Source organism: Streptomyces sp. NPDC041108 (assembly GCF_055592645.1).
On the sequence record NZ_JBVIYK010000021.1, the window covers coordinates 40,597 to 66,537 of the forward strand.

Here is a 25,941-nt window from a genome sequence, read left to right on the forward strand (position 1 = left end):
TGTCGAAGCGTGCCCCCATTTTACCAGCGGGCGCCCACCGGCCCGCCCGTGTCACCCAGGCCCCAGGCCCCAGGCCGTCCGCGCACCGCGGCCGCGCCGGCTAGAAGCTGCCGTAGTTGACCTGCCAGGTGGGCAGCCCCATCCGGCGCCACACGGCGACCACCCGGTCACGGTCGTCGAGGGAGACCCGTACCGCGTAGCGGTGGCGTACGTGCCGGTCGAAGAGTTCCGCCTTCACCACGTCGTCGCGACGCTGGTCGCCGGCGGCGCGCATCCACAGCTCGTCGTACGGCACCTCGTGCGCGCGCAGCCACGCCTCCGTCCGGCCCCGGTGCTCCTCACCACGACCCGAGAGCAGCACGACCGCGTCGCCGTCGGCACCGCGGAAGGCGCGCAGCGCGCCGCGCACCGACTCGTTCAGCAGATCCTCCTCGCAGCGGGTGAAGTCGTAGGCGCCCCGGTCGCCCCGGAGGGCGAGGGTGCCGTCGATGTCGCACATGACCGCGGAGGGGAGCGCGGGATCGGCGGTGTACGGCTCGACGGCGGGCTGGTCGTTCAGCCACTCCGCGGTGAGCCGCCAGCCGCCCCTGCGGGACTTCTCGTGCTTGTCGGCGAGGATCCGGATGATCTCCTCGCCTACCGGCCGCTCCCGCGCGGCGTCGCGCCGCAGGCACTCCTGCACCGGTACGTCGGTGAAGTCGTGCACGACGAACGTGGCCAGCCCCGCCACCGCCGCCTTCAGCCGCTTCGGGATGTGCGGTGTCATATGGGTGTTGTCCACCACGACGTCGAAGCCGTCGTCCACGGCCGCCCGCACCGCCGCGTCCTGGATCGCCAGTACGGTCTGCTCGTGCGCGTACGACCGGCGCCCGGCCCCCTCCGGCAGCGGGACGTCGAGCATCGCCCGCAGATCGTCGAGGTTGACGCGACGCATCCGCCCCTCGGCCTCCGCCTGCAGCCTGCGCGCGGCGGTCGTCTTCCCCGAGGCGGGAAGGCCCGTCATGACATGTACAACGGGCACGGTCAGTTCTCCTCGTCGTTCTTGAAGGGGTCGGACGCCTCCGGCCGGGTGGAACGGTACGTCACGAGTTCGGTGGGCCGGTCGTCCAGGCGCAGGAACATGGCGGGGCGTACGGCCGCGTCGGGCAGCTCCCGCACCGCGCGGGCGAAGGCCCCGCGGTCGCCCGCGAGATGGGCGAGGGACCGGAACGCCTCGTCGATCGCCCGCTCGCGGTCCTCCACCTGTTTCTCGATGCCCGCGACGACGCCTCGCACCCAGGCGTCGAACTCGTCGGGCACCTGCTCCAGCAGCGCGTCCAGGGGCCTGCCGCCGGACGCGACGACGTCTCCGGCCGAGCAGTTCAGCGCCTGCGCCACCTGCTTGGCGGGCAGGCCGGCGAACCGCTGGATGCCGTGACCGCGCCAGATGTCCCGCTCGGTCACACCGGTGAGCACCTTGTGGAGCCGTACGTACTCGGCGAACTTGGCCTTGGCACGGACACCCGACGCGAAGCGCAGCACGAAGCCCTCCGCGTCGGTGCCGGTGGCGGCCCCGCCGCCCGGCAGCCGGTTGCCCTCCGTCATGGCCAGCAGCTCGGTGAGCGGCAGGGCGGGCCGGACGGTGACGACCGAGCCGATGCCGTGCCAGCCGGCCGCGGCCTCCGCGAGGGCGACCTCGGTGCCGTCCTTGGCGAACGCGGCCAGCAGGACCACGTCGCGCCGATCGCCGTAGTCCACGACGATCCGGTTCTCCGGGTACAGGATCTCGGCGAGGTAGGTCACCCCCGGCACGAGTCCGGAGGTGTCCTTCTGGTCGAGCAGCCGCTGCGCCCAGGTCGCCTGCACACTGACGAACGACCCCTTGGACGCGACCCGCCATCGGCCGGCGTAGTGGAAGACCACCGCCAGACTGCCGTCGACCTTGTCGTACACCTCGAACGGCTCGTCGGGGAGGCCGGGCGCGTACGGCTGACCGGACTCGTGCTCCCCGACGTTGAAGAACTTCGGCAGCGGGAGCGCGACGATCTCACCGGTGGCGTCGTCGGCCACGAGACCGCGGCAGCGGGTGGTCACCCGGTTCCACACCCGCTCGTACTGGCATGTCCTCGTGTACGTGTAGATGGACAGCGGCAGTTCCGGGTGCGCCTTGCGCGTCACGTGCCCCGCGTCGAGCGCGGCCGCCAGCTCGTGCGGCGGCAGCAGCTCATGAAGAGTCAGGTGGTCCTGGCTCATGTGTTCCTCCCCTGGGTGGTCCCTGATTGTCAGGTGGGGGAGGCCGTTTCGGGTAACGGATTTCGGGAGCCGTACGGTACGTCCCGAGCAGAGGAGGGGCCCTCATGGGCTGGAGTCCGACGATCTTCACTGGCGGCGAGCCTGCGGCCGGCGCGCGCCGTACCGCCACGGCCGTCAACACCGTGCACAGGGACGCCGTACGCCCCTCTCATCTGCGGGTGCGTCCGTCAGGCGGCGAGCGCGGCCGGTTCGCCGAGGTGGGCGGCCGCCGTGCGCCAGGCGGCCGTCACCGCGGCATGCGCCTGCCGGGTGTCCGAGGTGTGGCCGCCGGTGAGGGTGAGCGGTGTCCCGACGTGGACGTGCAGGCCGGGGCGGCGCAGCGGGGCGGTGACCAGCCCCGCGAGCTGCTTGGCCGTGTTTCCGGAGGTGATCCGGCGTGCGCCGGCCTGGCCGACCGGGACGACGGGCGCGCCGGTACGCGCGGCGAGCCGGGCCAGGCCGGTGCGGAACGTTCCGGGCGCGGCCTCGGCGGAGTCCTTGCGCGACGGGATCCCGCCCTCGGCGTAGATGAGGACCGTACGCCCGCTCTCCAGGGCGGCGGCGGCGAGGTCGAGCGCGTCGGCGGCGCGCGGGTCGCCCCGGTACACGGGCACGTACCCCTCGCGGGAGAGCGCACGGCCGAGCAGGGGGATGCGCCACAGGCCCGCGGCGCCCAGGGCGACCGGCTGGACGCCGAGCCGGTGCAGCGCGGCGAGCACGACGGCGGGATCGGCGAGCGAGGTGTGGTTCGCGACGACGATGCTGCCCGGCGCCACCGCGGATCCGGCGTCGACGGTCACCGTGAGACGTCCGACGGCGGGGACGAGGACATCGGCGAGGCGGCTGAACATGGGGTCTCCCGGGCTTGACGAGGCAGGACCCCATCCTCGGCGCGCCCGCCGCACCGGTCCTGAGTGCGCGTACTCAACCGCGGGCGTGCCGGTACCCAGACGGCGCCGGCCTGCGTCCCCAGGCCGAGATCATCGGGGAGGTCGCCAGGTCCAGGCCGCCCGCCGCGATGTCGGCGAGGTGGGTGTCGATCTCCGCGGGTCTCGCGTGGACCCTGGCCACCAACCGGTCGCGGACCTGCCGCACCGTGGCCGTCTCCAGCGCCGCGCAGGCCGGGCCGGAGACGGGGAAGCAGGCGTCGGCCCGCACCTCGGTCAGGCCCGCCTCGCGCAGCAGCCGGGGCGGACGGCGGCCGTAGGACAGCTCCGCGCCCCGCTCGGCGAGGAGCTCGCGGAGGCCGTGGCGCCACCAGGTCCTCGATCACATGCTCGGACGTCCGTCCGTCCCCTCTCCCGATCCACCGGCCGTGCCCGCACCCGCCCGCCCGGGGGCGGCGACGATCCGGTCGACGATCGCCGCGGCCTGTTCCGGGTGGGCCTCCAGCCAGGCGCCGAGGTGCTCCCGGACCGCCTCCGCGACACGATCGCGCACCTGCGTGCCACCGAGCAGGCCGCGGGTGGCGCTCGGGAACTCGGGACGATCCAGCTTCACCGACACGACCGCGGTCAGGCCGTCGACGGCCCGGTCGGTGCCGAGACCGGGGTCCGCGGCCGTGCGCGGGCCCCGGCGGCGCGCATAGGCGTCGACCGCGGCGGTCACGCCGTCCCGGAGGCCCGACAGGTGCGTGCCGCCTTCGGGAGTGGGGCGGCTGTTGGCGAAGGAGAGGACCCGTGCCCCGCGCCCGCCGCACCACCGCAGGGCGACCTCCACGGTTCCCGCCAGCCGCGCGTCGTCCCGCTCGAACGCGATGACGTCCGGGTGGACGGGCGGCCCCGACCGCGCGTCCAGGAAAGCGACGAAGTCCCGTGCCCCGCCCGGGAACCGGAACCGCTCCGACCGTCGCTCGCCGGGGCGTTCGTCGGTCAGGGAGATGTCCAGGCGCCGGTTCAGGAACGCCAGTTCCCTGAAGCGCTCCGCCAGCACCGTGTACGAGCATCGCACCGTCTCGAAGATGCCGGGGTCGGGCCAGAAGGTGAGGACGGTCCCGCTCGTGCCCGCCGGACCCACGGCGGTGGGGGCGGTGACCGCGACACCCCGGACGTACTCCTGGACCCACCGCAGTCCGTCCCGCCGTACCTCGGCGGTGAGGCGGCCGGACAGGGCGGCGGTGACGCACGGCCCGATGCCGAAGAGGTCCAGGTGGACGGTGTGGCGGTCGTCCGCCCGCTTCCCGGGCGCCGTACCCGTGAGCAGGGCTTCGAGACAGGGGCCGCCGGTGTGGCCGGCCGCCGCGACCGGGAGGCCCGGCCCGTCGTCGGACACCCGTACGCCGCCGTCCCGTGTGAGGACGAGGGCGACGGACCGGGCGCGGCCGGTCAGCACCTCGGCCACGGCCCGGTCGGCGGCGTCGAACACCATCTGGTGCAGGCCGCGTTCGCCGGTCGAGCCGACGTACATACCGGGCCGCTTCCGGATGGCTTCCCACCCCTCCAGCACCTCGATGTGCGTGGCGTCGTACCCGCTGGTTCCGTCCGTCACCGAGTCCCCCTCCGATGGGTGTCAGCAGAGGCCGTCAGCCTAGGGGAAAGAGGGAGAAAGTCCAGGTCAGACCGTGTTCGGTGAGAGTGTGGGCGGCCGGCTGGGCGCCTGTCGCGAGGGGGCGCGCGCTGGCCTCGCGCACCCCGGTCCGAGCGCGTCGGAGGGCCCGCCCGGGCCGCGTACAACCCCGTTCGCGGCGCACCGGCGGGCCCCGATCCGACCCGCGGCCCCGCTCGGTCCCGCCGCTTGCCATGCCTATCGATTATCGATAGATTCCTATCGCTGCTCGGCGGGGGAGGGTGTCATGGGGAAGCTGAGGTGCCGGCGTTGCGTGCCGTGATCATGGGGCTGTTCGTCGGTTCGCTGTTCGTGCAGGGGGTGATGGTGCCCTCTGCCGGCCGCGGATCTGGACGGTCTCGACGCGGAGATGGCACAGGGGTGCACGCCCGTCCTCGTTGGCGGTGCCGGGCCGGGAGTGCCGGGGACGGCGCTCATCGTCCTCCTGCTGCGCATGCTGCGCATGCTGCGCATGCTGCTCGCCAAGGCCGTCACCCGCGACATCGAGGCCACGCGCCTGCGGGCCGAGCCGTCCGAGGTGATCTGATGCCGATCGCCGTCGACATCGACGTGATGCCGGCGAAGCGGAAGATGTCCGTGGGTGAACTCGCGGAACGTGTGGGGATCACCCCCGCCAACCTGGCGGTGCTCAGGAACGGCCGGGCCAGGGCGGTCCGCTTCACCACCCTCGCCGCGCTCTGCGAGGTGCTCGAACGCCAGCCGGGGGATTTGCTGAGGTGGGAGACATGACCGGCCGCACGGGACGCCCGCTGCTCTTCCTGGACGTCGACGGAACACTCCTGCCCTACGGTGGCGGGCGGCTCCCCTCGGCGCCGGAGGAGTGGGTCGCCTGGCAGCACACGGACAATCCCCAGCTGGCGAAGATCGACCTCACCCATGGACCGCGCCTGCTGCGGCTGCCCTGCGAGCTGATGTGGGCCACCGCGTGGATGCACGACGCCAACGAGGTGATAGCCCCGCTGCTCGGACTGCCGGCGCTGCCCGTCGTGGCCCTGCCGGAGTGCCCGCAGGAGGACCACGCCGATCTGCTGCACTGGAAGACCCGGGCCCTCGTCCGGGAGGCGGCCGGGCGCCCGTTCATCTGGGTCGACGACGAGATCACCGGCCTCGACCGCGCCTGGGTGTCACGGCACCACCGGGGGCGGGCCCTCCTCCACCGCGTCGCGTCCGAGGTGGGGATGACCCCCGCCGACTTCACCGTGCTCCAGGCATGGTCGGCCACCGTGTAGCGCGGGGCGCCGCCGGACCTCGGGGTGCGCCCACCGGATGGACCCCGGGGCCGCTACGGAACGGGCTTCCAGTCCTGGGAGCCGCCCGTGGTCGCGTTCTGCAGGGTGAGGGGTGCGTCGGGGGATGCGCCGGTCAGGTACAGGTTCTTGTTCTTGGCCGACTGCAGCTTGACGTGGCCGTTCGGGTCGACCTCGGCGTGGGCGATGACCGACGTGCCCTGGTTGTTGAGGATCACGGCACGGCCGGTGGCGTCCACGTACTGCAGGTTGCGGCTGTAGCCGGCCCCGCGAGGTCGTCCGGTACTCCTTCCACACCCCGTCGGAGCGTCCGCTGTCGTTGACCAGACGTTGCCGCTTCCCGCGGCGTTGTAGACCAGGTGCCCGTCGGGGAGCCGGACGAGGACCGGGCTGCCGCCTCCCGCCAGGGGCCGCGAGCCGGCGACGACCCGCAGCGCGCCGACGCCCCCCATGCCGGTGGGGGAGCCCTGGAAGAACTTCAGCGGGTCGTTCGCGATCCGATACCGGGTACGGCTCCCACAGGGGATCCACCTGCTTGTACGTGTTCGCCTTGGCGACGTTCTGCCCGACCGCGCCGGCGCTGCCGCCCTGCCCGCCGCCGGTCGCGACGCTGTCGATGATCTTCCAGGTCGCGCCGTCGTCGGCGCTGGAGTACAGGGCGATCGCCATGTCCTTGCGGTCACCGGCGTTGGACGGCGTCCAGCTCGGGTCGGCCGCCTTGCGCTCTGCTGGTCATGGCCGACAGCTCCTTCGAGGACGCGGTCGACCTGCTGCTCGAAGCCCTGGCCGCCCGCGCCCCGCACGGACGGCCCGCGGTCCCGGCCTGCCGTGCGCCCCGGTCCGACGCGCACCGGGACCGGCCGCACCCCGCCGGATGAAACCGCTGTCAGGCGCTCGTTTCTGATTGACCGTGCCGCCCTCTACGGTGGGGATCCGGATGCCGGCGAGGCGGTGGGGAGGACGACGGGCGTGCGCAGGGTTCCACCCGAGATGTTCCGGTTCACGACGGGGGAGACATCCGATCTGGACGGGGCGGTCCTGGACGCCTTCGGCACGGCCGGCGAGCATCTGGAGACGGCGCTCGGGCTCGACGCGGTCCGTGCGTGGCTGCACGGGGCGGGCTGGACGGCGGTGGTCGAGGACGACGAACTGCACGAGACGCTCGGGAGACTCGTGCGGTGGGAACTGCTGGACGTGGTGCACGACCACGCGGAGCACCACCGCACGGCCGAGGAGTACGAGCGGCGCACCCCGCGGTACTCGCTGACCCGCCGGGGCGAGGCCGCCCTCGCCGGGGTCCGGCACGCTCTGGAGGTCCTCGCCTCCACGGGAGCGCTGCAGACGGCCGTGCTGGAGGCGATCGCCGACCGGCTGGACGAGCTGTGCCTGCTGTCCGGCGCACCCGCCTCGGCCGACCGCCGGATCCTCACCGCGCTGCGCGAGCTGGAGGGCCACCTGGAGACCCTGGTGGAGAACACCACGGCGTTCAACGGCGAACTGCAGCGGCTGCTGCGCGCCGAGAGCACCGACCCGGAGGTGTTCCGCGAGGTCAAGGCCGCCACCGTCGCCTACCTCCAGGAGTTCCTGGTCAACCTCGACCGGCGTGGACGGACGGTCGCCGCCGCCGTGGCCCGGGTCGAGGAACGGGGGAGCGCCGGCCTGCGCGAGCGGGCACTGCGCGGGGCCGAACTGCCGCCGGTGGCCGGTGCGGACCCCGCGGCGGGCTGGCTGGAGAACCGCCGCGCCCGCTGGACCGGGCTGCGGTCGTGGTTCTGGCCGGAGGACGGGGCGCGGCCCCGGATCGAGCAGCTGCACGACATCGCCCGCCGGGCCATCGTCTCGCTCCTTCAGGCCCTGGAGCGGATCAACACGTCTCGCCGCCCTTCCTCCGGCGCCGCGCAGGACTTCCGGGAACTGGCGCGCTGGTTCGCCGCGGCCCCGGCGGAGGAGGACCTGCACCGGCTGTGGTCGGCGGCCTTCGGGCTCGGTCCGGCACGCCACGCGCACCTCGCCCACCCCGACCCGGAACTGATCCCCTCCTCCCGCTCCTGGGCCGAGACCCCGCCCGTGGAGGTGTCGACGCTGCTGCGCAGCAGCGGACGCACGGAGCGCTTCACCCGGACGGCCAGGGTGCGCGACGTCGCGGCGGTCAGGGCGGAGCGCGCCGAACGGGCCCGCGCGGAACGGGCCGAACTCGCCCTGGCCTGGCGGACGTTGGAGACAAGCGGCCCGGTGCGGCTGTCCGCCTTCGGCGAGCTGGAACCCGCGGTCTTCGACCGCCTGCTGGACCTGCTCGGCCGCGCCCTGTCCGCCCGGCCGGACTCGGCAGGTCTGCGGCGCGCCACGACGGGCGACGGCCGGGTGGAGATCGCGCTGGCCCCGCCTCCCGACGGCCGCACCGCCCTGCTGCGCACGGCGAGGGGCACGCTGGCCGGACCGGACTACGTCGTCCGCATCACGGAGGTCGACGGGGCAGCCACACCCCCGGCCCCGCGGCCGCCGGAGCCGGCACCGGCCCGGCAGCCGTGGGCCCAGCCCTCGGTGAGGCCCGGGCAGGCCGCACAGCCGCCGCAGCGAGGCACCCACCCCGGACGACCCCCGGCCCCCGCCGCCCGGCCGCCCCTGCCACCGCCCACCACCGCGTCGGTGGCCGCCTCCCCGGCCGGCCACTCGTCCGCCACGCGCCGGGAGACGGCCGGATGAGCAGCCTCGCCAACCAACTGGCCGCCACCGAACGGGAGGAGGTCTCCCGCGCCGTCCGTCTCCTGCTCGCCCGTCCCCTGCTCACCGAGACCTCCGACCCGGACGGCTTCGCACTGGTACGACGCCGCCGCGAGCCGGTGGCCCGCTGGTTCGACTACACCTGCGGCTGGAGCCTGGTGGTGGAACCCCGCCGCGGATACGCGCGCCTCGCCAAGGTCCGCGCCGACCCGGACGGCTCCCGCCCGGCCCGCGCTGCGCGAGCGGGCCGGGCCCCCTTCGACCGCCGGCGCTATGTGCTGCTGTGCGTGACCGCGGCCGAGCTGCTGGCGACGCCGATGACGACCGTCGGCATGCTCGCCGACCGTGTCGTCCGGGCCACGGCCGCCGACGGGGCCCTGCCCGCGTTCGACCCGGCCCGTCGCGCGGAGCGGACGGCCTTCGTGGACGTGCTGAAACTGCTGGAGTCGTACGACGTGCTGCGGGCGGTGGACGGGTCGACCGACGCGTACGTCGCGTCCCCGGAGGCCAAGGTCCTCTACCGCGTGGACACCACGCTGCTGATGCGCCTGCCCGCGGCGCCCGTCGGCGCCTCCCGCCTCGCCGTACCCCCTGACGAGGTGCCCACCCGGTTCGGTGAACTCCTCACGGGCCTGGTGCGCGAACGCCGCTACGGCGACACGGGCACCGGCGACGGCGCGGCCGACGACGAGCACGCCGAGACGGACGCCACGGACGCCCAGCGCAGTCTGCGGCTGCGGCACTCGGTGCTGCGCCGCCTCTTCGACGACCCGGTCCTGTACCGGTCGGACCTCACCGACGACGAACTGGCCTACGTCACCTCCCTGACCGGACGCCGGATACTGCGCCGCTCGGTCGAACAGGCCGGCTTCCTGCTGGAGGACCGCGCCGAGGGTTTCCTGCTCGTCGACCCGGACGCGCTGGCCACCGACGTCCGCTTCCCCGACGACACCACCACCGCCCGGGTCGCCGCGCTGCTCCTCCTGGAACCCCTGTGCGCCGCGCCCGCCGGACTCCTCCCCGAGCAACTCGCCGAGGCCGGCAACGACCTCTTGCGCCGCTTCCCGCGCTGGGCCAGGACCTACCGGGCCGAGGACGGCGGCGCCCGCCTGTCCGACGACGCCGTGGGCGTGCTGTGCGACATGGGGCTGGCCCACCGCGCCGACGGCCGTGTCCTCGCACGCCCGGCCGCACACCGCTACCGCCTGACGGGGACGACGCGTTCGGCCCCGGAGGCACCGGCGGCATCCGCACCGGCGGCATCCGCGGCACCGGACGTACTGGATGTATCGGACGCGCCGGAAACAGAGAAGCCCGAGAAGCCCGAGAAGATCGCGAAGACAGAGAAGCCCGAGAAGCCCGAGAAGACAGAGGAGGACGAGCAGTGAGCCTGACAGAGCTTCCCCTGCCTCGGCGGCCCGAGGCCACCGAGCCCGCGCGCACACCGGCGCGAGCGGCGGACACACCCGGCAGCCGCTGGCAGCCGTACCGCGCGGGCATCCTCAACGTCTGGCGCTACTACGACGAGACGTTCACCTTCCACCAGGGCCGCCTGCTGCTGCGCGGCCAGAACGGCTCGGGCAAGTCCAAGGCCCTCGAACTGCTGCTGCCCTTCCTCTTCGACGCCAGCCTCCGCCCCAACCGCCTCTCCACGTTCGGCGGTTCGGAACGCACCATGCACTGGAACCTGCTCGGCGAGGGCGCCACCGGCAAGACCCGTGTCGGGTACGTCTGGATGGAGTTCCGCCGTGTCGACGACGACGGCACCGAGCGCTTCTTCGGCTGCGGGGCCCGTCTGCAGGCGAGCGTGCACACCACCGGGGTGCACGCCGACTACTTCACCACCGGAGCCCGGATCGCCCACCCCGACGGCGTGCTCCTGGTCAACGAGGCGGGACAGCCACTGACCCGCGCCGCCCTCGGCGAAGCCCTGGGCGACCGGGGCGACGTCCACACCTCGGCCGGCGACCACCGCACCGCCGTACGCCGTGCGCTCTTCACCGGGATGGGGGAGCAGCGCTACGAGTCGCTGCTGTCCGCCCTGCTCCAGCTGCGCCAGCCCAAGCTGTCCGAACGCCTCGACCCGTCGCTGCTCTCCACCCTGCTCTCCCGGGCCCTGCCGCCCCTGGGCGAGGGCGAGATCGCCGAACTCGCCGAAGGCTTCGAACAGCTGGACCGTCAGCGCGAACACCTCCGACGGCTCGACGACGAGGTGGCGGCGGCCGAGACCCTCGCCACGCGGCAGCGGGCCTACGCGCGACGGGTCCTGCGTGCCGCAGCGGCCGCGCTGATCGAGGCCACCACCGAGACGGACGACCTCACCCGCGCCGCCAGGCAGAGCGCCGCGGAGTTCGCGCAGGCCCTCGCGCAACGCGAGTCGGCCCGCGCCCTGCGCGAGGAACAGGAACTGCGCGCACGCGCCCTGGAGGAGACCGTCGAGGGCCTGCGGCGGAGCGAGGCGTACGGGCGCGGCGAGGAACTGGACCGGCTCCGCCGCCGCACCGAGGACGCGGCGGCCGCCGCCGTCCGGCAGCGCGCCCTCGCCCGGACCGCTCGGGCGGGGGCGGAGCAGGACCGCGGGCACGCCGACGAGGCGGCGGAGCGGGCCCGCACCCTCGACGAGCACGCGCGCGAAGCCGCCGAGGAAGCACGCGGCTCGGCCCGGTCGGCCGGCCTGGAGTCCCTCCACGACGAGGCGGACACCCTCCTCGGCGCCGCCGACGCGCCACGGCGGGCCGCGGACGACGGGGCGGCGCCGGAGGGCTCCGACGACGCCCTCCCAGCGGGCGAGAGCCGGGCACGGCAGGCCCGCCTCCTGCTGCGGCGCGCGGTCACCGCCCGGCGGCAGCAGCTCACCGCCGTCACCGAGGCGATGGACGAGCACGACCGCGCGGTACGTGAACGGGGCGCCGCCGAGGATCTGCTGGACGAGGCCCGGGCCCGGTACGCGGAGGCGATCGCCCGGCGGGACGAGGCCGCCGGAGCCTGGGACGCCGCCCTGGCCGCACAGGGAGAGCGGCTGCTCGCCTGGGCCGGGAGCTGCACGGAACTGCGCATCGCCGACCCCGGGGAACTCGCGGCGAGAGCGGCGACCGAGGCCGAGGTGACGGCCCTGGTCGAAGCGGCCGCCCGCCCGCTGGAACGGGAGATCGCCACGGCGGAGGCCACCGCACGGGCCGCCCGTCCGGGCCTGTGGGACGAGCGGGGCAGGCTCGTGGAGGAGGTGCAGCGGCTCGGCGGCGAGACCGATCTGCCGCCACCGGCCCCCGCCACCCGCACCACCGTCCGCTCGGCGACCGCGGGAGCACCCCTGTGGCGGCTGATCGCCTTCCGCGAAGGCGTCCCGATGCCCGTCCAGGCCGCCGTGGAGGCCGCGCTGGAGGCATCCGGTCTCCTGGACGCCTGGGTCGGCCCCTACGGCGGGATCACACTGCCCGGTCATGACACCCGCGCCGAGTCCGCCCTGGCCGTCGCCGCCCCGGGGCACAGCCTGCTGGCGGTGCTGAGACCCGAGGAGGGCATCCCGGTCCCCGTCGACACCGTGACCCGGATCCTCGCCGGCGTCGCGTTCGGAGCGGGCCTGCCCGACGGTCACGCGGCGGCGGTGTCCGCCCAGGGCGCCTGGCGCCTCGCCCTGGCCACCGGCTCCTGGAGCAAGCCGGAACCGGTCTACATCGGCGCCGCCGCCCGGCAGCGGGCCCGGCAACGCGCGATCGCCGCACTCACCGACGGCATCACCCGCACCAGCGCCTCCCTCGCCGCGCTCGACGACCGCTCGCGTGACCTCGCCGCCCGCCGGGCCCGGCTCGACGCCGACCGTGCCGCCCGCCCCGACCACCGGGAACTCGACGCACGGCGCCGCGACCGGGACCGGGCCGAGGAGGCGTCGGCTGCCCGCGACGATGCCGTACGCCACGCCGCCGGGCGGCTGGCGCGGTGCGAGGACGAGGTGGCAGGCGCCCTGCGCACGCTCGGCCGCCGGGCCGCGGAACACGCACTGCCCACCGACCGCGGCCGGCTGCGGGCACTCGCCGCCGATCTCGACACGTTCCGGGACGCCGCCGACAGCTGGGTGGACGCCCGCCTCACCGCGCACGCCGCGGCCGACACGGCGCGGCAGTCGGCCGAGCGTGCGGACCGCTCACGGCGGGCGGCCGACGAACAGGCCGGGGACGCGGCGGCCGCCCAGGCGGAGGCGGCGGGTCTGCGGGCGCGCCTGGAGGCGGCGGGGGCCGGCGCCGGCGCGGACCACCGGCAGATCGTCGCGCGGCTCGCCGAGGTGCGCGAGGAACTGCGCCGCTGCCGGGAGGCGGTCGCCCGGGCGGCCGATCTCCAACTCCGGCTGGAGGGACGTGTCGGCGGGCTGCGGGCCGTCAGCGGACAGGACGCCGCACGACAGGAGCAGGCCGTCCTGGTCCGGGACCGCGCCGCGCACCGGCTCCGGCATCTGTGCCTGGCCGGGCCGGCCGAGGACGCCGGCATCGCGCCCGGACCGGATGCCGGGGACGACCCCAGGGTCACCCTGGAGACGGCCCGCGCCATCGCGGCGAAGTGGCCCGCGATCCCGCACGCGCCACGCCACCTGGGTGACGCCGCGACCCGCCTCGCGGAAGCGGTCCACGAGGCACGCGGACATCTGTCTGCCCGAGCCGACCTGGACCTGGAACCCGACGGCGACGTCCAGATCTTCAGCGCCACCCTGGACGGTGTACGCATGGGGGCGACGGGCCTGCTCGGCGCGCTCGCCCGGCAGCGCGACAGCAGCCGCGACGACCTCACCGGCGGTGAGCGGCACCTGTTCGACCAGATCCTCACCGGCGACATCCGCCGCCACCTCGCGGTCCGTATCCGCCGGGCCGGCGAACTCGTCGACCGGATGAACGAGCACCTGGAGCGGGTCCGTACCGCTTCGCGTGTCGCCGTCCAGCTCGTCTGGGACGTCCGGCCCGACCTCCCGGACGGCACCCGCACCGCCCGGGAGCTGCTGTTGAAGGAACCCGGCCAAGTCACCGAGTCCGACCGGGAGGCCCTGCACGCCTTCCTTCGCGCCCGGATCGGGGAGGCCAGCGGCAGCGACACGGCCGCGACCTGGGAGGAACAGCTCGGAGAGGTGCTCGACTACACGGCCTGGCACCGCTTCACCGTGCGGCTCGACCGGGCCGGCGGCACCGGCTGGCAGCCCCTGACGAAGAAGCTGCACGGCGCGCTCTCCGGCGGGGAGAAGGCCATCGCCCTGCACCTGCCGCTGTTCGCCGCCGTCGCCGCGCACTACGAGGCGGTGCCCCTGGCGCCCCGGCCGATCCTGCTGGACGAGGTCTTCGTCGGCGTCGACACCGTCAACCGCGGCCAGGTCTTCGCCCTGCTCACCGCGCTCGACCTGGACCTCATGATCACCTCCGACCACGAGTGGTGCACCTACGGCGAGCTGCCCGGCATCGCCGTCCACCAACTCCTCACCGACGGGCACGACGACGCGGTCACCAGCGCCCGCTTCGTCTGGAACGGCGCGGACCTGCAGACGGGATGACCCACCGCGCCACGGCGGCCCTGGGCGAGCGGGGTGCGCCGAGTGTCGGTGCGGACCTGCCAGGACCCGGACGCTCAAGACTCATGCCGACTCGTTGCCTCGCATGTGGAACGTTCCACGCTTGAAACGACTCAACCGAGGGACGGAGCTGCCCTGCGCGTCAAGAGTGGAGGGAGAGTTTCGGCGGATCAGGCAGCGTTGAGGTGTGGCTGGTGCGGCCGGTGCGGCCGGTCGGACCGGGTCCGTGGCCGCCGGATCCGGGCGGTCAGCCGCGCGGCGGCGCGGTGCTGCCGCGCGTGACCAGGTGCGGCGTCGAGGCCATGACGACAGCGCGGTCGCGCCGCTTCTCCAGTCGCTCCAGCAGCAGCCGGGCGGCGGTCTCGCCCATCATCGCGCCCGCCTGGTCGACGCTGGTCAGGCTCACCGGTGCCAGTGCGGCGACCGAGGTGTTGTTGTAGCCGGCGAGCGAGAGGTCGTCGGGGATGCGCAGGCCCAGCTCGGCGGCGGCCCGGAAGACACCGGTGGCGGCGACGTCCGCCCCGGCGAAGATCGCGGTGGGCGGACGTGCGGAGGTGAGCAGTTCCCGGGCACCCGCGTAGCCGCCCTCGTCGGAGTATCCGGAGTGCACCACCCGGGCCAGATCCGCCAGGCCGTGCCGGGTCATCGCGGCACGGTAGGCGGCCCTCACCTGGTGCTCGGGCCGCTGTTCCCACTGGCTGCCGCGCACCGTCGGATGCGAGATGTGGGCGATGTCCCGGTGTCCCAGGGTCACCAGGTGGTCGACCACCAGGTCGACACCGGCCCCGTCCTGGTTGACCACGCTGTCGTAGGCCGTGGAGGGGTCGTGGTGGCCGATCACCACGGTCGGCACCTCCGCCGCCAGGCGCACCACCTCCGTGCGTGGGACGGCGGGCGCGATCAGGATCAGGCCGTCCATCTGCCGGTCCGCCATGGCGTGGATCAGCCTCGTCTGCTCCGCCATCTCGTCGGAGCCGCCGGAGCCCAGGAACAGCGCGTACTCGGTGTCCCGCAGGGCGGCGTTCACACCGTCCAGGAGGTCGGCGTAGAAGGCGTTGCGGATGCTCGCGAGCAGCACGCCGATCGTGTACGTCCGGCCCCGCATGCCGCGTGCGGCCGCGTGCGGGCGGTAATCCAGCTCGGTCATGGCCCGCCGCACCCGCTCGCGCATCGCCGGGCTCACCCCGTAGGCGTTGTTCAGGACCTTCGACACCGCCGAGGTGGACACGCCGGCGCTGCGCGCGACATCGGCGATGGTGGCTCGCTTCGAACCGCCCGCTGGTTGCACTGGGGTCCCCACCTCCGTTGTCATGCATGGCCCTGCCCGTACGGCGTTTCGGGAACGTTACTCGCAGATGGCTTGACGGCTCCGGCCTCCTCGCCTCAATCTTTGGGGCGTCCCTTTGTGGCACGTTACACAAAAGTGCAGGGCGTCGGTCCGTGCCACATCCGGGCGCCCGGAGCGGGATGCCGAAAGGGAACGACCGTGACCGGGGAGCCCATGGCTTCCGAGCAAGGCTGATTCGAGCGTCCGGCCGACCCGGCACCCGCCCGTCCCGCCACATCCGAAGCCCGCCGCCGTATCAGCCGAGGGTCATCGCTCCCTTGATCGAGTCGTTTCATCCCGCCCCGTACGAACGAAGGAACGCCCATGAGACACCTCCGGCCGGGAGATGCCCGACATCCGTCAGGTGACCTTCGTGCCTACCGGCTCGGCGACGTCAACAGCGGCAATTGCCGGCAGAACTCCCGTGCCTCGACCGCCGGCAGGCCGGCCCTCGCCCAGGCGCCCCGCGCCTCCGGTGCGAACCGGCAGTGGATGGCCGTCTGACCCGCGCCGAGCCGTCCCCTCTGCCCTGTGCCCTCTGCCACCACCCCCGAGACCATCCCTCGACAGCAGGAGAGCCCCCATGCCCGACCTCTCACGCCGTACCGCCCTGCGCTCGGCCGTCGCCGTCGCCCTCGCCCCCACCCTGGGCTCCCTGATCGTGCCCGGGCTCGCCGCCACGGCGTCCGCCGCGGTCTCCTGGAGCGCGAAGTGGATCTGGGCGCCGACCAGTTCGGCGAACCAGTGGGTGGCCTTCCGTAGATCGTTCACCCTGGACGCCGCGCCCGCGAAGGCGGTGACGCGGATCGCTGCCGACTCCAAGTACTGGCTGTGGGTCAACGGCACGCTGGTGGTCTTCGAGGGCGGGCTCAAGCGCGGTCCGAACCGCACGGACACCTACTACGACGAGATCGATCTCGCCCCGTACCTGAGGAGCGGCGGCAACACGGTGGCGCTGCTGGTGTGGTACTTCGGCAAGCAGGGCTTCTCGCACAACAGCAGCGGCAAGGGCGGGCTGCTGTTCCAGTCGGAGATCGAGGCCGGTGCGGACACCACCCGGCTGGTCAGCGACACCGGCTGGAAGCACACCGTCCACCCGGGCTACGCGAACGACACCAGCGGTACACAGGTGAACTTCCGGCTGCCCGAGTCCAACGTGCACTACGACGCCCGTGCCGCCGCCGTCATGGCGGGCTGGCGCTCGCCCGGCTTCGACGACAGCGCCTGGACCGCGCCGACGGACTTCGGTAGCGCGGGCGCCGCGCCCTGGAACGGTCTCGTCGAGCGGCCGATCCCGCAGTTCCGCTGCTCGGGCCTCAAGACCTACACCAACGCCTCGTCGCTGCCGACCACGGGGCGCGGGTCCACCGCGATCTCGGCCACGCTGCCGTCCAACATCCAGGTGACCCCGTTCCTGAAGGTGGACGCACCGGCCGGGGCCGTGATCGGGATCCGGACGGACCACTACGACGACGGCGCGGGCCTGGTGGGCATCGAGCCCGGGACGCAGTACAACATGCGCGCCACCTACGTATGCGCCGGTGGTGTGCAGGAGTTCGAGTCACTGGGATGGATGAGCGGCACCGCGGTGCGGTACACCATCCCCTCCGATGTGACGATCCTGGAGCTGAAGTACCGGGAGTCGGGCTACGACACCGACTTCGCCGGGTCGTTCAGCAGCAGCGACGCCTTCCTGGACACGCTGTGGACCAAGGCAGCCCGCACCATGTACGTCAACATGCGCGACAACTACATGGACTGTCCCACCCGCGAACGGGCCCAGTGGTGGGGTGACGTGGTCAACCAGCTCAAGGAGGGCTTCTACACCTTCGACACCAGGTCCCACGCCCTCGGCAAGAAGGCCATCGCCCAGCTCGCCGCCTGGCAGAAGCCCGGGGGAGCCCTGTACTCACCGGTCCCCGCGACGATCTGGACCGCCGAACTGCCCGTGCAGATGCTGGCCTCGGTGTGGTCGTTCTGGACGTACTACCTCTACACGGGCGACGCGGACGCCGTCACCGGCGTCTACCCGGCGGTGAAGAAGTACCTCGACCTGTGGACCCTGGACGGCGACGGCCTGGTCAACCACCGTGCCGGGGACTGGGACTGGGAGGACTGGGGCACCGACATCGACGCCCGTGTCCTCGACAACTGCTGGTACCACCTCGCCCTGGACACCGCCGCCAAGCTCGCCGACCTCAGCGGCAACGGCGGCGACGTGGCCGGGTGGAGGTCCCGGCGCGACAGCATCAAGGCCAACTTCGACCGCGTCCTGTGGAACTCCTCGAAGAAGGAGTACCGCTCACCCGGGTACACCCGCGACACCGACGACCGGGCAAACGGCCTCGCCGTCGTCGCCGGCCTGGCCCCCGCCTCGCGGTACCCGGCCATCACCGAGGTGCTGCGCACCCACCTCAACGCCAGCCCCTACATGGAGTTCTACGTCCTCGAAGCGCTCTACCTCATGGGAGCGGCCACGGTCGCCGAGGAGCGGATACGCAACCGGTTCGCCGCCCAGGTCACCGACCCGGTCTGCCACACCCTGTGGGAGCTGTGGGACAAGAACGCCGGTACGGACAACCACGCCTGGAACGGCGGCCCGCTGTACGCCCTGTCCGCCTACGCCGCGGGCGTCCGGCCCACCGAGCCGGGCTGGAGCACCTACGAAGTGATCCCGCAGACCGGCACCCTGACGAAGATCAACTCTGTCGTACCCGCCGTCAAGGGCGACATCCGTTTCGGGATCACCCGCGACGGCACCGAGGCGACCCTCACGCTCGCGTCTCCGGGCGGGACCACCGCGCGCGTGGGGGTGCCGACGTACGGGGGTCCGTCCCCGGTCATCAGGGCGAACGACACCACCGTCTTCACCGGTGGCTCCTCCACCGGGAGCGTCAGCGGGCTGACCTACGACGGCAAGGACGCCTCGTACGTCTACTACCTGCTCCAGCCGGGAGCGTGGACCTTCACGATCACCGGCGCGGGCCGGCTCGACGATCTCGCGCTCGCCCGTCCGGTCACCGGCAACAACAGTCTGGAGAACGGTGAGTGGGGCAGGAACCGGCTCACCGACGGCAGACTCACCGGCGTCAGCGGCGCGCGCGGCTACACCAGCAACGAGTTCGCCTCCGCCGACGTCGGCGCCAACCCCGTCTGGGTCGAGGTCGACCTCGGCGCCGACACCGACCTCGACGCCGTACGTCTCTTCCCCCGCACCGACACCCCGGCCGTCGGGGGCGGAACGGCGGGTTTCCCCGTCGACTTCACGATCCGGACCCGGGCCGACGGCGCCGGCTCCTACACCACCGTCCGCACCGTCGACGGGCAGAGCGATCCCGAGGGCCGGGTCCAGACGTACGGCTTCAGGACCACCACCGCCCGGTACGTCCGCCTGCAGGCCACGCGGCTCGGTGCCCCCGCGGTCGACGAGAGCGCCAAGTACCGGCTGCAGCTCGCCGAACTCACCGTCCCCACCGCCGCGACCACCGTCACCTCCAACTGCACGCTGGAGAACGGCGACTGGGGCAAGACACGGGTGCTGGACGGCACGGTCACCAGCGTCGCCGGTGCCAAGGGCTTCACCAGCATCGACTTCCCCTCGGCCGATGTCGGGGACACGCCCGTGTGGATCCAGATCGACCTGGGCGCCGACCGGCCCGTCGGCTCCGTCACCCTCCACCCCCGCACCGACACGGGAGCCGCGGGCGGCGGAACGGCGGGTTTCCCCGTCGACTTCACGATCCGGACCCGGGCCGACGGCGCCACCGCCTGGACCACCGCCCGCACCGTCACCGGCGAACCGAACCCCGGCGGAGCCGCCCGGACCTACACCCTCACCGCCGCCACCGGACGGTACCTGCGGCTGAGGGTCACGAAACTCGGCAGACCCGCCTCGGACGAGACCGCCAGGTACCGGCTCCAGCTCGCCGACCTCCGCGTCGGCTGAGGATCCCGGCGGGCGGTCAGCCCACGTGCACCCGGGGGCGTCGGGCGCGGTTCTTCTCGGCCTCGCGCAGGACCTCCCGGGTGACGGGGGCGACCTCGCCCTGGCCGAAGAGGAAGAAGCGCAGGAAGTTGGCGAAGGGGCCGCCCTCGGTCCATTCGAAGTAGATGTGCGGCATGGCGCCGGTCGCGTCACGGACGTGCAGGAGCAGGGCGGCCAGGGCGTTGGGGATCGAGGACGACTCCAGGGTCAGCACGCGGTAGCGGCCGTGCATGACCTCGCCCCGGACCGTCAGTCCGGCCTCGAACTCCGAGGGGTCCGTCACCGTCACCTCGACGAAGACGAAGTCCTCGGTGGCGGGGACGTCGTTGTCGTGGCGGATCTGTTCGATCTTCTCGCGGTACTCGGTGAGGTCACGGTTGTCGGGCTCGTTGGCGATGAAGCGGATCCTGCGGTGGGCGATGTCCCGGACGAAACGTTCCGCCATGTCGTCCAGCCGCACGCTCGTCACCCGCAGTTCGAAGGCGCGGGCCAGGCGGGACAGGAGGGAGACGAGGATGATGCCTGCGATGAAGCAGGCGCCGATCTTCACACCGTCGGGGCGTTCGACGACGTTCAGGACGGTGGTGTAGAGGAAGACGACCGAGATGACGCCGAAGGCGAGGGTCCAGCCGCGCTGGCCGGCCTTGCGGGCGGCGATGGTCACCGCGATCGCCGCCGAGCTGATCAGGACCAGGACACCCGTCGCGTAGGCGCCGCCCTGCGCGTCGACGTCCGCGTCGAAGATCCAGGTGACCAGGAAGCCCACCAGGGTGAAGACGATGACCATGGGGCGGACCGCGCGGGCCCAGTGCGGGGCCATGCCGTAGCGGGGCAGGTAGCGCGGCATCAGGTTCAGCAGGCCGGCCATGGCGGAGGCGCCCGCGAACCAGAGGATGGCGATCGTGGACACGTCGTAGACCGTGCCGAAGGCGCTCCCCAGGTAGTCGTGCGCCAGATACGCCAGAGCACGTCCGTTGGCGTCGCCGCCCGGCTCGAACTCCTTCTCCGGGATGAGCAGGGTGGTGATGAAGCTCGTGCAGACCAGGAAGACACTCATGATCACGGCGGCCGCGGTCAGGAGCTTCTTCGTGTCGCGGATACGGCCGGCGGGACGCTCCTCCGTGTCGTCCGGGTCGCCCTGCACGTGCGGCATGACCGCCACACCGGTCTCGAAGCCGGAGAGACCGAGCGCGAGCTTGGGGAAGACGATCAATGCCACGCCGATCATGACGAAGACATTGCCGTGCTCGGCGGTCAGCGCGCTCGTCCAGTCGGTGACGACATGGCCCTCGGTCACGACGTGCCACAGGCCGGTCACCACGACCACGACGTTCAGCGCGAGGTAGACGCCCACCAGGGCCACCGCGACGCCGATGGCCTCCAGGAAGCCCTTGAGGAACACCGCGCCCAGCAGGGCGATGAGGACGAGTGTGATGAGGAGCTGTTTGTCGTGCAGGGCGTCGGTGAGGTGCGGGTTCTCGATCAGGTGGGTCGAGGCGTCCGCGGCCGACAGGGTGATGGTGATCAGGAAGTCGGTCGCCGCGAAGCCCAGCAGGGTGAGGACGAAGAGCTTGCCCTTCCAGAACGTCAGCAGGCGCTCCAGCATCGCGATCGAGCCCTCGCCCCGGGGACTCTCCTCGGTCACGCGGCGGTAGACGGGGAGCGCTCCGGCGAGGGTGACGATCACGAGGACGATCGTCGCCACGGGGGAGAGGAGGCCGGCCGCGAGCGCGGCGATGCCCGGTTGGTAGCCGAGGGTGGAGAAGTAGTCGACGCCCGTCAGGCACATCACCCGCCACCACGGCCGGCCGGTGTGCTCGGACCGGGGCGCGGCGGGCGGCCCGGTGTGGCCGCCGCCCTTGCCCATGTCGGACAGGCCCTCCAGCATCCATGCCCGCAGGCGGCTGGTGCGGGTGCCCTCCAGGGTGCCCATGAACGCTCCTGACGTGCGGTGATACGAACGTTTCCGGCCATCGGAAGACCGACGCATCAGCGTAGGCAACGAGTGATGCCCAGGCCATGGGGAACGGGGCCGGGCGGCGTCAAGACCTCGTTAAGGTCTTCGTCGGCCGCTGTCCCGCCTGCGGGACGTGCTGCGGGGACGTGCTGTGGTCCGGGCCCGCACGGGGGCGTGCGGGGCATGCGTGCGAGGTGTGCGCGAGGTCTGCGGGAGGAGCGCGCGGGGCGGGCGCGTCAGGGGTCCGTCAAAGCCGACGGCATCGCCGTCAGGGACGTGTCAAGGCCGATCGATTCCGGCCGCCGAGGAGGTTTCCTCGAAACGTCCGGTTCTTTCTCGTAGCTCTTCCCGCTCTAGGAGTTCGCGATGGCCGATGTGGCCTTCGTCGTCGTCACGGTCGCGGTGTTCGCGCTGGTGGCTCTGGTCGCCAAGGGGGTGACCCGGCTGTGACCGTCGAGAACGTCGTCGGCCTGGTCGTGGCCGTCGCCCTGGTGGGCTATCTCGTCCTCGCCCTGGTCTTCCCGGAGAGGTTCTGAGAACCACATGGGTCCCGTACTCGCCGGCGTCCTCCAGCTGCTGGCCCTCATGGCGGCTCTGGCGCTCGCCCACGCCCCCCTCGGCATCTACATGGCCAGGGTCTACTCCTCCGACCGGCACTGGCGGGTCGAGAAGTGGACCTACCGGTGCATCGGCGCCGACCCGGACACCGAGATGCGCTGGCCCGCGTACCTGCGCGGTGTCCTGGCCTTCTCGGCGGTCGGCGTCCTCTTCCTCTACCTGCTCCAGCGGCTGCAGGGCGTCCTGCCCGGCTCGCTGGGCTTCGACCCGGTCGACCCGGCGCAGTCGTTCAACACGGCCGTGTCCTTCGTGACGAACACCAACTGGCAGTCGTACTACGGCGAGCAGACCATGGGCCATGTCGTCCAGACAGCCGGTCTCGCCGTGCAGAACTTCGTCTCGGCGGCCGTCGGCATCGCCGTCGCCGTGGCGCTCGTACGAGGCTTCGCCCGCTCGCGCACCGGAGAACTCGGCAACTTCTGGGCCGACCTGGTGCGCGGCACGTTCAGGATTCTCGTGCCGGGCGCGGCGATCGCGGCGATCGTGCTCGTGGCCTGCGGGACGATCCAGAACTTCTCCGGTATCCACGAGGTCGGCCAGTTCTTCCATGGGCACGGTACGGGCGCCTCGCAGCAGTGGAACGGCGGCGCCGTCGCCTCGCAGGAGGCCATCAAAGAGCTGGGCACCAACGGCGGCGGCTACTTCAACGCCAACTCCGCGCACCCGTTCGAAAATCCGACGCCCTTCACCAACCTCTTCGAGATCTTCCTGCTGCTGGTGATCCCGTTCGCGCTGACCCGCACCTTCGGTGTCATGGTCGGCTCGGTCAAGCAGGGCTACGCGATCCTGGCGACCATGGCCACCATCTGGGTCGGCTTCGTCGCCCTGATGATGTGGACCGAGTTCGCCCACCACGGACCGGCGTTGCAGATCGCCGGCGGTGCGACGGAGGGCAAGGAGGTGCGGTTCGGGGTCGGTTCCTCGTCGATCTTCGCGGTGTCCACGACCCTGACGTCGACCGGGGCGGTGGACTCCTTCCACTCGTCCTTCACCGGCCTGGGCGGCGGGATCACCATGCTCGGCATGATGCTGGGGGAGATCGCGCCCGGCGGTACCGGCTCCGGCCTCTACGGCATGCTGATCATGGCCGTCATCGCGGTGTTCGTCGCCGGGCTGATGGTCGGCCGTACGCCCGAGTACCTGGGCAAGAAGATCGGCACCCGGCAGATCAAGCTCGCCGCCTGCTACATCCTGATCACCCCGGCACTGGTGCTGGTCTGCACGGCGATCTCCATGGCGCTGGCGACCCCACCGCACTCGATGCTCAACTCCGGCGCGCACGGATTCTCCGAAGTGCTGTACGCCTTCACCTCCGCGGCCAACAACAACGGCTCGGCCTTCGCCGGCCTGAACGCGAACACCGACTGGTTCAACACCATGACCGGACTCGCGATGCTGCTCGGCCGCTTCCTGCCGATGGTGTTCGTCCTGGCGCTGGCCGGCTCGCTCGGCGAACAGAAGCCGGTGCCGGTTACCGCGGGCACCCTGCGCACCGAGAAGCCGCTGTTCACCGGGCTGTTGGTGGGCGCGATCCTCATCATCACCGGTCTGACGTACTTCCCCGCGCTCGCACTGGGGCCGCTGGCCGAGGGGCTGGCGTCATGACCACCCGTACCGAAAGCGAAGAGATGTCCACTCCCACCCTCGCGCCCCATCAGGACGCGCCCACCGGGCACAAGGCTCCCGAGGGCCGTGTCGGCGCGGGCCTCTTCGACCCCAAGCAGCTGGTCAAGTCGCTGCCGGACGCCTTCCGCAAGCTCGACCCCCGGGTGCTGGTCAAGTCGCCCGTGATGTTCGTGGTGTGGATCGGGTCCGTGCTGACCACGGTGTTCTCCTTCAAGGACCCCGGCGACTGGTTCGGCTGGACCATCAGCGTCTGGCTGTGGCTGACCGTCGTCTTCGCCAACCTCGCGGAGGCGGTCGCCGAGGGCCGCGGCAAGGCCCAGGCCGACACGCTCCGCAAGGCCAAGACCGACACGGTGGCACGTCTCGTGGACGGCACCGAGGTCCCCGGAACCGGGCTGAAGATCGGTGACCTGGTCGTCTGCGAGGCCGGCGACATCATCCCCGGCGACGGAGACGTGGTCGAAGGGGTGGCCTCCGTCGACGAGTCGGCGATCACCGGTGAGTCGGCTCCCGTCATCCGCGAGTCCGGCGGCGACCGCAGCGCCGTCACCGGTGGCACGAAGGTCCTCTCCGACCGGATCGTCATCAAGATCACGACGAAGCCCGGTGAGACCTTCATCGACCGGATGATCAACCTGGTCGAGGGCGCGGCCCGGCAGAAGACGCCCAACGAGATCGCGCTGAACATCCTGCTCGCCTCGCTGACCATCGTGTTCCTGCTGGCCTGTGCCACGCTGCCGCCGTTCGCGGATTACGCGGGCACCCACCTCACGATGGTCGTGCTGGTCGCCCTGCTGGTCTGCCTCATCCCGACCACCATCGGCGCCCTGCTCTCCGCCATCGGCATCGCGGGCATGGACCGGCTGGTGCAGCGCAACGTCCTGGCCATGTCCGGTCGTGCGGTCGAGGCGGCGGGTGACGTGTCGACGCTGCTGCTCGACAAGACCGGCACCATCACCCTCGGCAACCGGCAGGCCGCCGAGTTCGTGCCGGTGCGCGGGGCGACGGGCGCCGAAGTCGCCGACGCCGCCCAGCTGTCGTCGCTGGCCGACGAGACACCCGAGGGCCGCTCCGTCGTCGTACTGGCGAAGGAGAAGTACGGACTGCGCGAGCGCGAGCTGGCCGGGGCCGAGTGGATCGCCTTCACCGCGCAGACCCGGATGTCGGGCGTGGACGTCGAGGGGCGCAGGATCCGCAAGGGCGCTGCCGGTTCGGTCATCACATGGGTCGAGGAGCAGGGCGGCGAAGTCGCTTGCGACGCACGGGAGTTGACCGACCGGATCTCGGAGGCCGGGGGTACCCCGCTGCTGGTCGCGGTCGAAGACGCCGAGGGCGCCCGGGTGCTGGGTGTCATCCACCTCAAGGACGTCGTCAAGGAAGGCATGCGGGAGCGGTTCGACGAGCTGCGCCGCATGGGCATCAGGACCGTCATGATCACGGGCGACAACCCGTTGACGGCGAAGGCGATCGCCGAGGAGGCGGGCGTCGACGACTTCCTCGCCGAGGCCACCCCCGAGGACAAGATGGCCCTCATCAAGCGGGAGCAGGCGGGCGGCAAGCTCGTCGCGATGACCGGAGACGGCACCAACGACGCCCCCGCGCTGGCCCAGGCCGACGTCGGCGTGGCCATGAACACCGGCACGTCGGCCGCCAAGGAGGCCGGCAACATGGTCGACCTCGACTCCGACCCGACCAAGCTGATCGAGATCGTCGAGATCGGCAAGCAACTCCTGATCACCCGGGGCGCGTTGACCACGTTCTCCATCGCCAACGACGTCGCCAAGTACTTCGCGATCATCCCGGCGCTGTTCGCGGCCGTCCACCCGGGCCTGGACAAGCTCGACATCATGGGCCTGTCCTCGCCGGACTCCGCGATCCTGTCGGCCGTCATCTTCAACGCGCTGATCATCATCGCGCTGGTGCCGCTGTCCCTGAAGGGCGTGCAGTACCGGCCGGTCAGCGCCGACAAACTGCTCCGCCGCAATCTCACCGTCTACGGCATCGGCGGACTGATCGCCCCCTTCGTCGGCATCAAGCTCATCGACCTGCTCATCTCCCTCATCCCCGGGATCGGCTGAC

The 25,941-nt window shown here is 72.3% G+C and carries 17 protein-coding genes and 2 pseudogenes; 11 read left to right on the forward strand and 8 right to left on the reverse strand.

Going from position 1 to position 25,941, the window contains the following annotated elements; translation table 11 throughout:
* Window positions 1–100: 100 nt before the first annotated feature.
* The 5 genes and pseudogenes from ACZ6BB_RS37075 to ACZ6BB_RS37095 form a co-directional block, all read right to left on the reverse strand.
* A complete protein-coding gene (locus tag ACZ6BB_RS37075; protein WP_471619521.1) occupies window positions 101–1,021 on the reverse strand; it encodes a phosphatase domain-containing protein in 921 nt (306 codons plus the stop codon).
* A gap of 2 nt (window positions 1,022–1,023) precedes the next feature.
* Window positions 1,024–2,232, reverse strand: coding sequence for an RNA ligase (locus ACZ6BB_RS37080; protein ID WP_471619522.1), 1,209 nt, complete (start codon window positions 2,230–2,232; stop codon window positions 1,024–1,026).
* 227 nt (window positions 2,233–2,459) lie between these two features.
* Window positions 2,460–3,122, reverse strand: a complete 663-nt coding sequence (locus ACZ6BB_RS37085; protein ID WP_471619523.1) for a lysophospholipid acyltransferase family protein — start codon at window positions 3,120–3,122, stop codon at window positions 2,460–2,462.
* 73 nt (window positions 3,123–3,195) lie between these two features.
* Window positions 3,196–3,525, reverse strand: a pseudogene (locus ACZ6BB_RS37090) (SAM-dependent methyltransferase); the annotation flags it as partial.
* A gap of 15 nt (window positions 3,526–3,540) precedes the next feature.
* Entirely contained in the window at window positions 3,541–4,758 is a 1,218-nt protein-coding gene (locus ACZ6BB_RS37095) for a DNA gyrase subunit B (RefSeq protein ID WP_471619524.1), read from the reverse strand.
* A gap of 475 nt (window positions 4,759–5,233) precedes the next feature.
* On the opposite strand from ACZ6BB_RS37095, the gene ACZ6BB_RS37100 reads away from it, so the two are divergent.
* The 3 genes from ACZ6BB_RS37100 to ACZ6BB_RS37110 are packed head-to-tail and all read left to right on the forward strand — an operon-like array spanning window position 5,234 to window position 6,065.
* Window positions 5,234–5,362 (forward strand): hypothetical protein, encoded by a 129-nt coding sequence (locus ACZ6BB_RS37100; protein ID WP_471619525.1) that lies wholly within the window; start codon window positions 5,234–5,236, stop codon window positions 5,360–5,362.
* Complete coding sequence (locus tag ACZ6BB_RS37105; RefSeq protein WP_471619526.1) at window positions 5,362–5,565, forward strand: helix-turn-helix domain-containing protein; 204 nt, start codon at window positions 5,362–5,364, stop codon at window positions 5,563–5,565. Before ACZ6BB_RS37100 ends, ACZ6BB_RS37105 begins: the two co-directional genes overlap by 1 nt.
* Window positions 5,562–6,065 (forward strand): HAD domain-containing protein, encoded by a 504-nt coding sequence (locus ACZ6BB_RS37110; protein ID WP_471619527.1) that lies wholly within the window; start codon window positions 5,562–5,564, stop codon window positions 6,063–6,065. The genes ACZ6BB_RS37105 and ACZ6BB_RS37110 overlap by 4 nt, the downstream gene beginning before the upstream one ends.
* 53 nt (window positions 6,066–6,118) lie before the next feature.
* On the opposite strand, the pseudogene ACZ6BB_RS37115 reads toward ACZ6BB_RS37110, so the two are convergent.
* A pseudogene (locus tag ACZ6BB_RS37115) lies at window positions 6,119–6,809 on the reverse strand (hypothetical protein); the annotation flags it as partial.
* An 8-nt stretch (window positions 6,810–6,817) separates the two neighbouring features.
* On the opposite strand from ACZ6BB_RS37115, the gene ACZ6BB_RS37120 reads away from it, so the two are divergent.
* From ACZ6BB_RS37120 to ACZ6BB_RS37135, 4 genes are all read left to right on the forward strand, one after another.
* On the forward strand, window positions 6,818–6,961 hold the full coding sequence (locus ACZ6BB_RS37120; protein WP_471619528.1) for a hypothetical protein: 144 nt from the start codon (window positions 6,818–6,820) through the stop codon (window positions 6,959–6,961).
* Between the two features lie 112 nt (window positions 6,962–7,073).
* Window positions 7,074–8,786 (forward strand): TIGR02677 family protein, encoded by a 1,713-nt coding sequence (locus ACZ6BB_RS37125; RefSeq protein ID WP_471619568.1) that lies wholly within the window; start codon window positions 7,074–7,076, stop codon window positions 8,784–8,786.
* Window positions 8,783–10,192, forward strand: coding sequence for a TIGR02678 family protein (locus ACZ6BB_RS37130; protein ID WP_471619529.1), 1,410 nt, complete (start codon window positions 8,783–8,785; stop codon window positions 10,190–10,192). Before ACZ6BB_RS37125 ends, ACZ6BB_RS37130 begins: the two co-directional genes overlap by 4 nt.
* Entirely contained in the window at window positions 10,189–14,331 is a 4,143-nt protein-coding gene (locus tag ACZ6BB_RS37135; RefSeq protein ID WP_471619530.1) for a TIGR02680 family protein, read from the forward strand. Before ACZ6BB_RS37130 ends, ACZ6BB_RS37135 begins: the two co-directional genes overlap by 4 nt.
* A 265-nt stretch (window positions 14,332–14,596) precedes the next feature.
* Here ACZ6BB_RS37135 and ACZ6BB_RS37140 read toward each other — a convergent pair whose 3' ends face one another.
* Complete coding sequence (locus ACZ6BB_RS37140; protein WP_471619531.1) at window positions 14,597–15,637, reverse strand: LacI family DNA-binding transcriptional regulator; 1,041 nt, start codon at window positions 15,635–15,637, stop codon at window positions 14,597–14,599.
* Between the two features lie 622 nt (window positions 15,638–16,259).
* On the opposite strand from ACZ6BB_RS37140, the gene ACZ6BB_RS37145 reads away from it, so the two are divergent.
* Window positions 16,260–19,622 (forward strand): alpha-L-rhamnosidase-related protein, encoded by a 3,363-nt coding sequence (locus ACZ6BB_RS37145; RefSeq protein ID WP_471619532.1) that lies wholly within the window; start codon window positions 16,260–16,262, stop codon window positions 19,620–19,622.
* A 16-nt stretch (window positions 19,623–19,638) separates the two neighbouring features.
* Here the strand turns inward: ACZ6BB_RS37145 and ACZ6BB_RS37150 are convergent, their stop codons facing one another.
* Window positions 19,639–21,594, reverse strand: a complete 1,956-nt coding sequence (locus ACZ6BB_RS37150) for an APC family permease (RefSeq protein WP_471619533.1) — start codon at window positions 21,592–21,594, stop codon at window positions 19,639–19,641.
* Window positions 21,595–22,064: 470 nt separating this feature from the next.
* On the opposite strand from ACZ6BB_RS37150, the gene kdpF reads away from it, so the two are divergent.
* Genes kdpF through kdpB form a run of 3 tightly spaced genes read left to right on the forward strand, consistent with a single transcriptional unit; the run spans window position 22,065 to window position 25,940 of the window.
* Window positions 22,065–22,154, forward strand: coding sequence for a K(+)-transporting ATPase subunit F (kdpF, locus tag ACZ6BB_RS37155; RefSeq protein WP_471619534.1), 90 nt, complete (start codon window positions 22,065–22,067; stop codon window positions 22,152–22,154).
* Between the two features lie 7 nt (window positions 22,155–22,161).
* Window positions 22,162–23,841, forward strand: coding sequence for a potassium-transporting ATPase subunit KdpA (kdpA, locus tag ACZ6BB_RS37160; protein WP_471619535.1), 1,680 nt, complete (start codon window positions 22,162–22,164; stop codon window positions 23,839–23,841).
* Window positions 23,838–25,940, forward strand: a complete 2,103-nt coding sequence (kdpB, locus tag ACZ6BB_RS37165; protein ID WP_471619536.1) for a potassium-transporting ATPase subunit KdpB — start codon at window positions 23,838–23,840, stop codon at window positions 25,938–25,940. The genes kdpA and kdpB overlap by 4 nt, the downstream gene beginning before the upstream one ends.
* Window position 25,941 lies beyond the last annotated feature (1 nt).

Excerpts from the sequence above, each read along its gene's own strand:
- kdpA (WP_471619535.1), top strand. The coding sequence starts at position 22,162 with ATGGGTCCCGTACTCGCCGGCGTCCTCCAGCTGCTGGCCCTCATGGCG.
- ACZ6BB_RS37085 (WP_471619523.1), bottom strand. The coding sequence starts at position 3,122 with ATGTTCAGCCGCCTCGCCGATGTCCTCGTCCCCGCCGTCGGACGTCTC.
- ACZ6BB_RS37110 (WP_471619527.1), top strand. The coding sequence starts at position 5,562 with ATGACCGGCCGCACGGGACGCCCGCTGCTCTTCCTGGACGTCGACGGA.
- ACZ6BB_RS37150 (WP_471619533.1), bottom strand. The coding sequence starts at position 21,594 with ATGGGCACCCTGGAGGGCACCCGCACCAGCCGCCTGCGGGCATGGATG.
- ACZ6BB_RS37105 (WP_471619526.1), top strand. The coding sequence starts at position 5,362 with ATGCCGATCGCCGTCGACATCGACGTGATGCCGGCGAAGCGGAAGATG.
- ACZ6BB_RS37130 (WP_471619529.1), top strand. The coding sequence starts at position 8,783 with ATGAGCAGCCTCGCCAACCAACTGGCCGCCACCGAACGGGAGGAGGTC.
- ACZ6BB_RS37145 (WP_471619532.1), top strand. The coding sequence starts at position 16,260 with ATGCCCGACCTCTCACGCCGTACCGCCCTGCGCTCGGCCGTCGCCGTC.
- kdpB (WP_471619536.1), top strand. The coding sequence starts at position 23,838 with ATGACCACCCGTACCGAAAGCGAAGAGATGTCCACTCCCACCCTCGCG.
- ACZ6BB_RS37080 (WP_471619522.1), bottom strand. The coding sequence starts at position 2,232 with ATGAGCCAGGACCACCTGACTCTTCATGAGCTGCTGCCGCCGCACGAG.
- ACZ6BB_RS37125 (WP_471619568.1), top strand. The coding sequence starts at position 7,074 with ATGTTCCGGTTCACGACGGGGGAGACATCCGATCTGGACGGGGCGGTC.
- ACZ6BB_RS37120 (WP_471619528.1), top strand. The coding sequence starts at position 6,818 with ATGGCCGACAGCTCCTTCGAGGACGCGGTCGACCTGCTGCTCGAAGCC.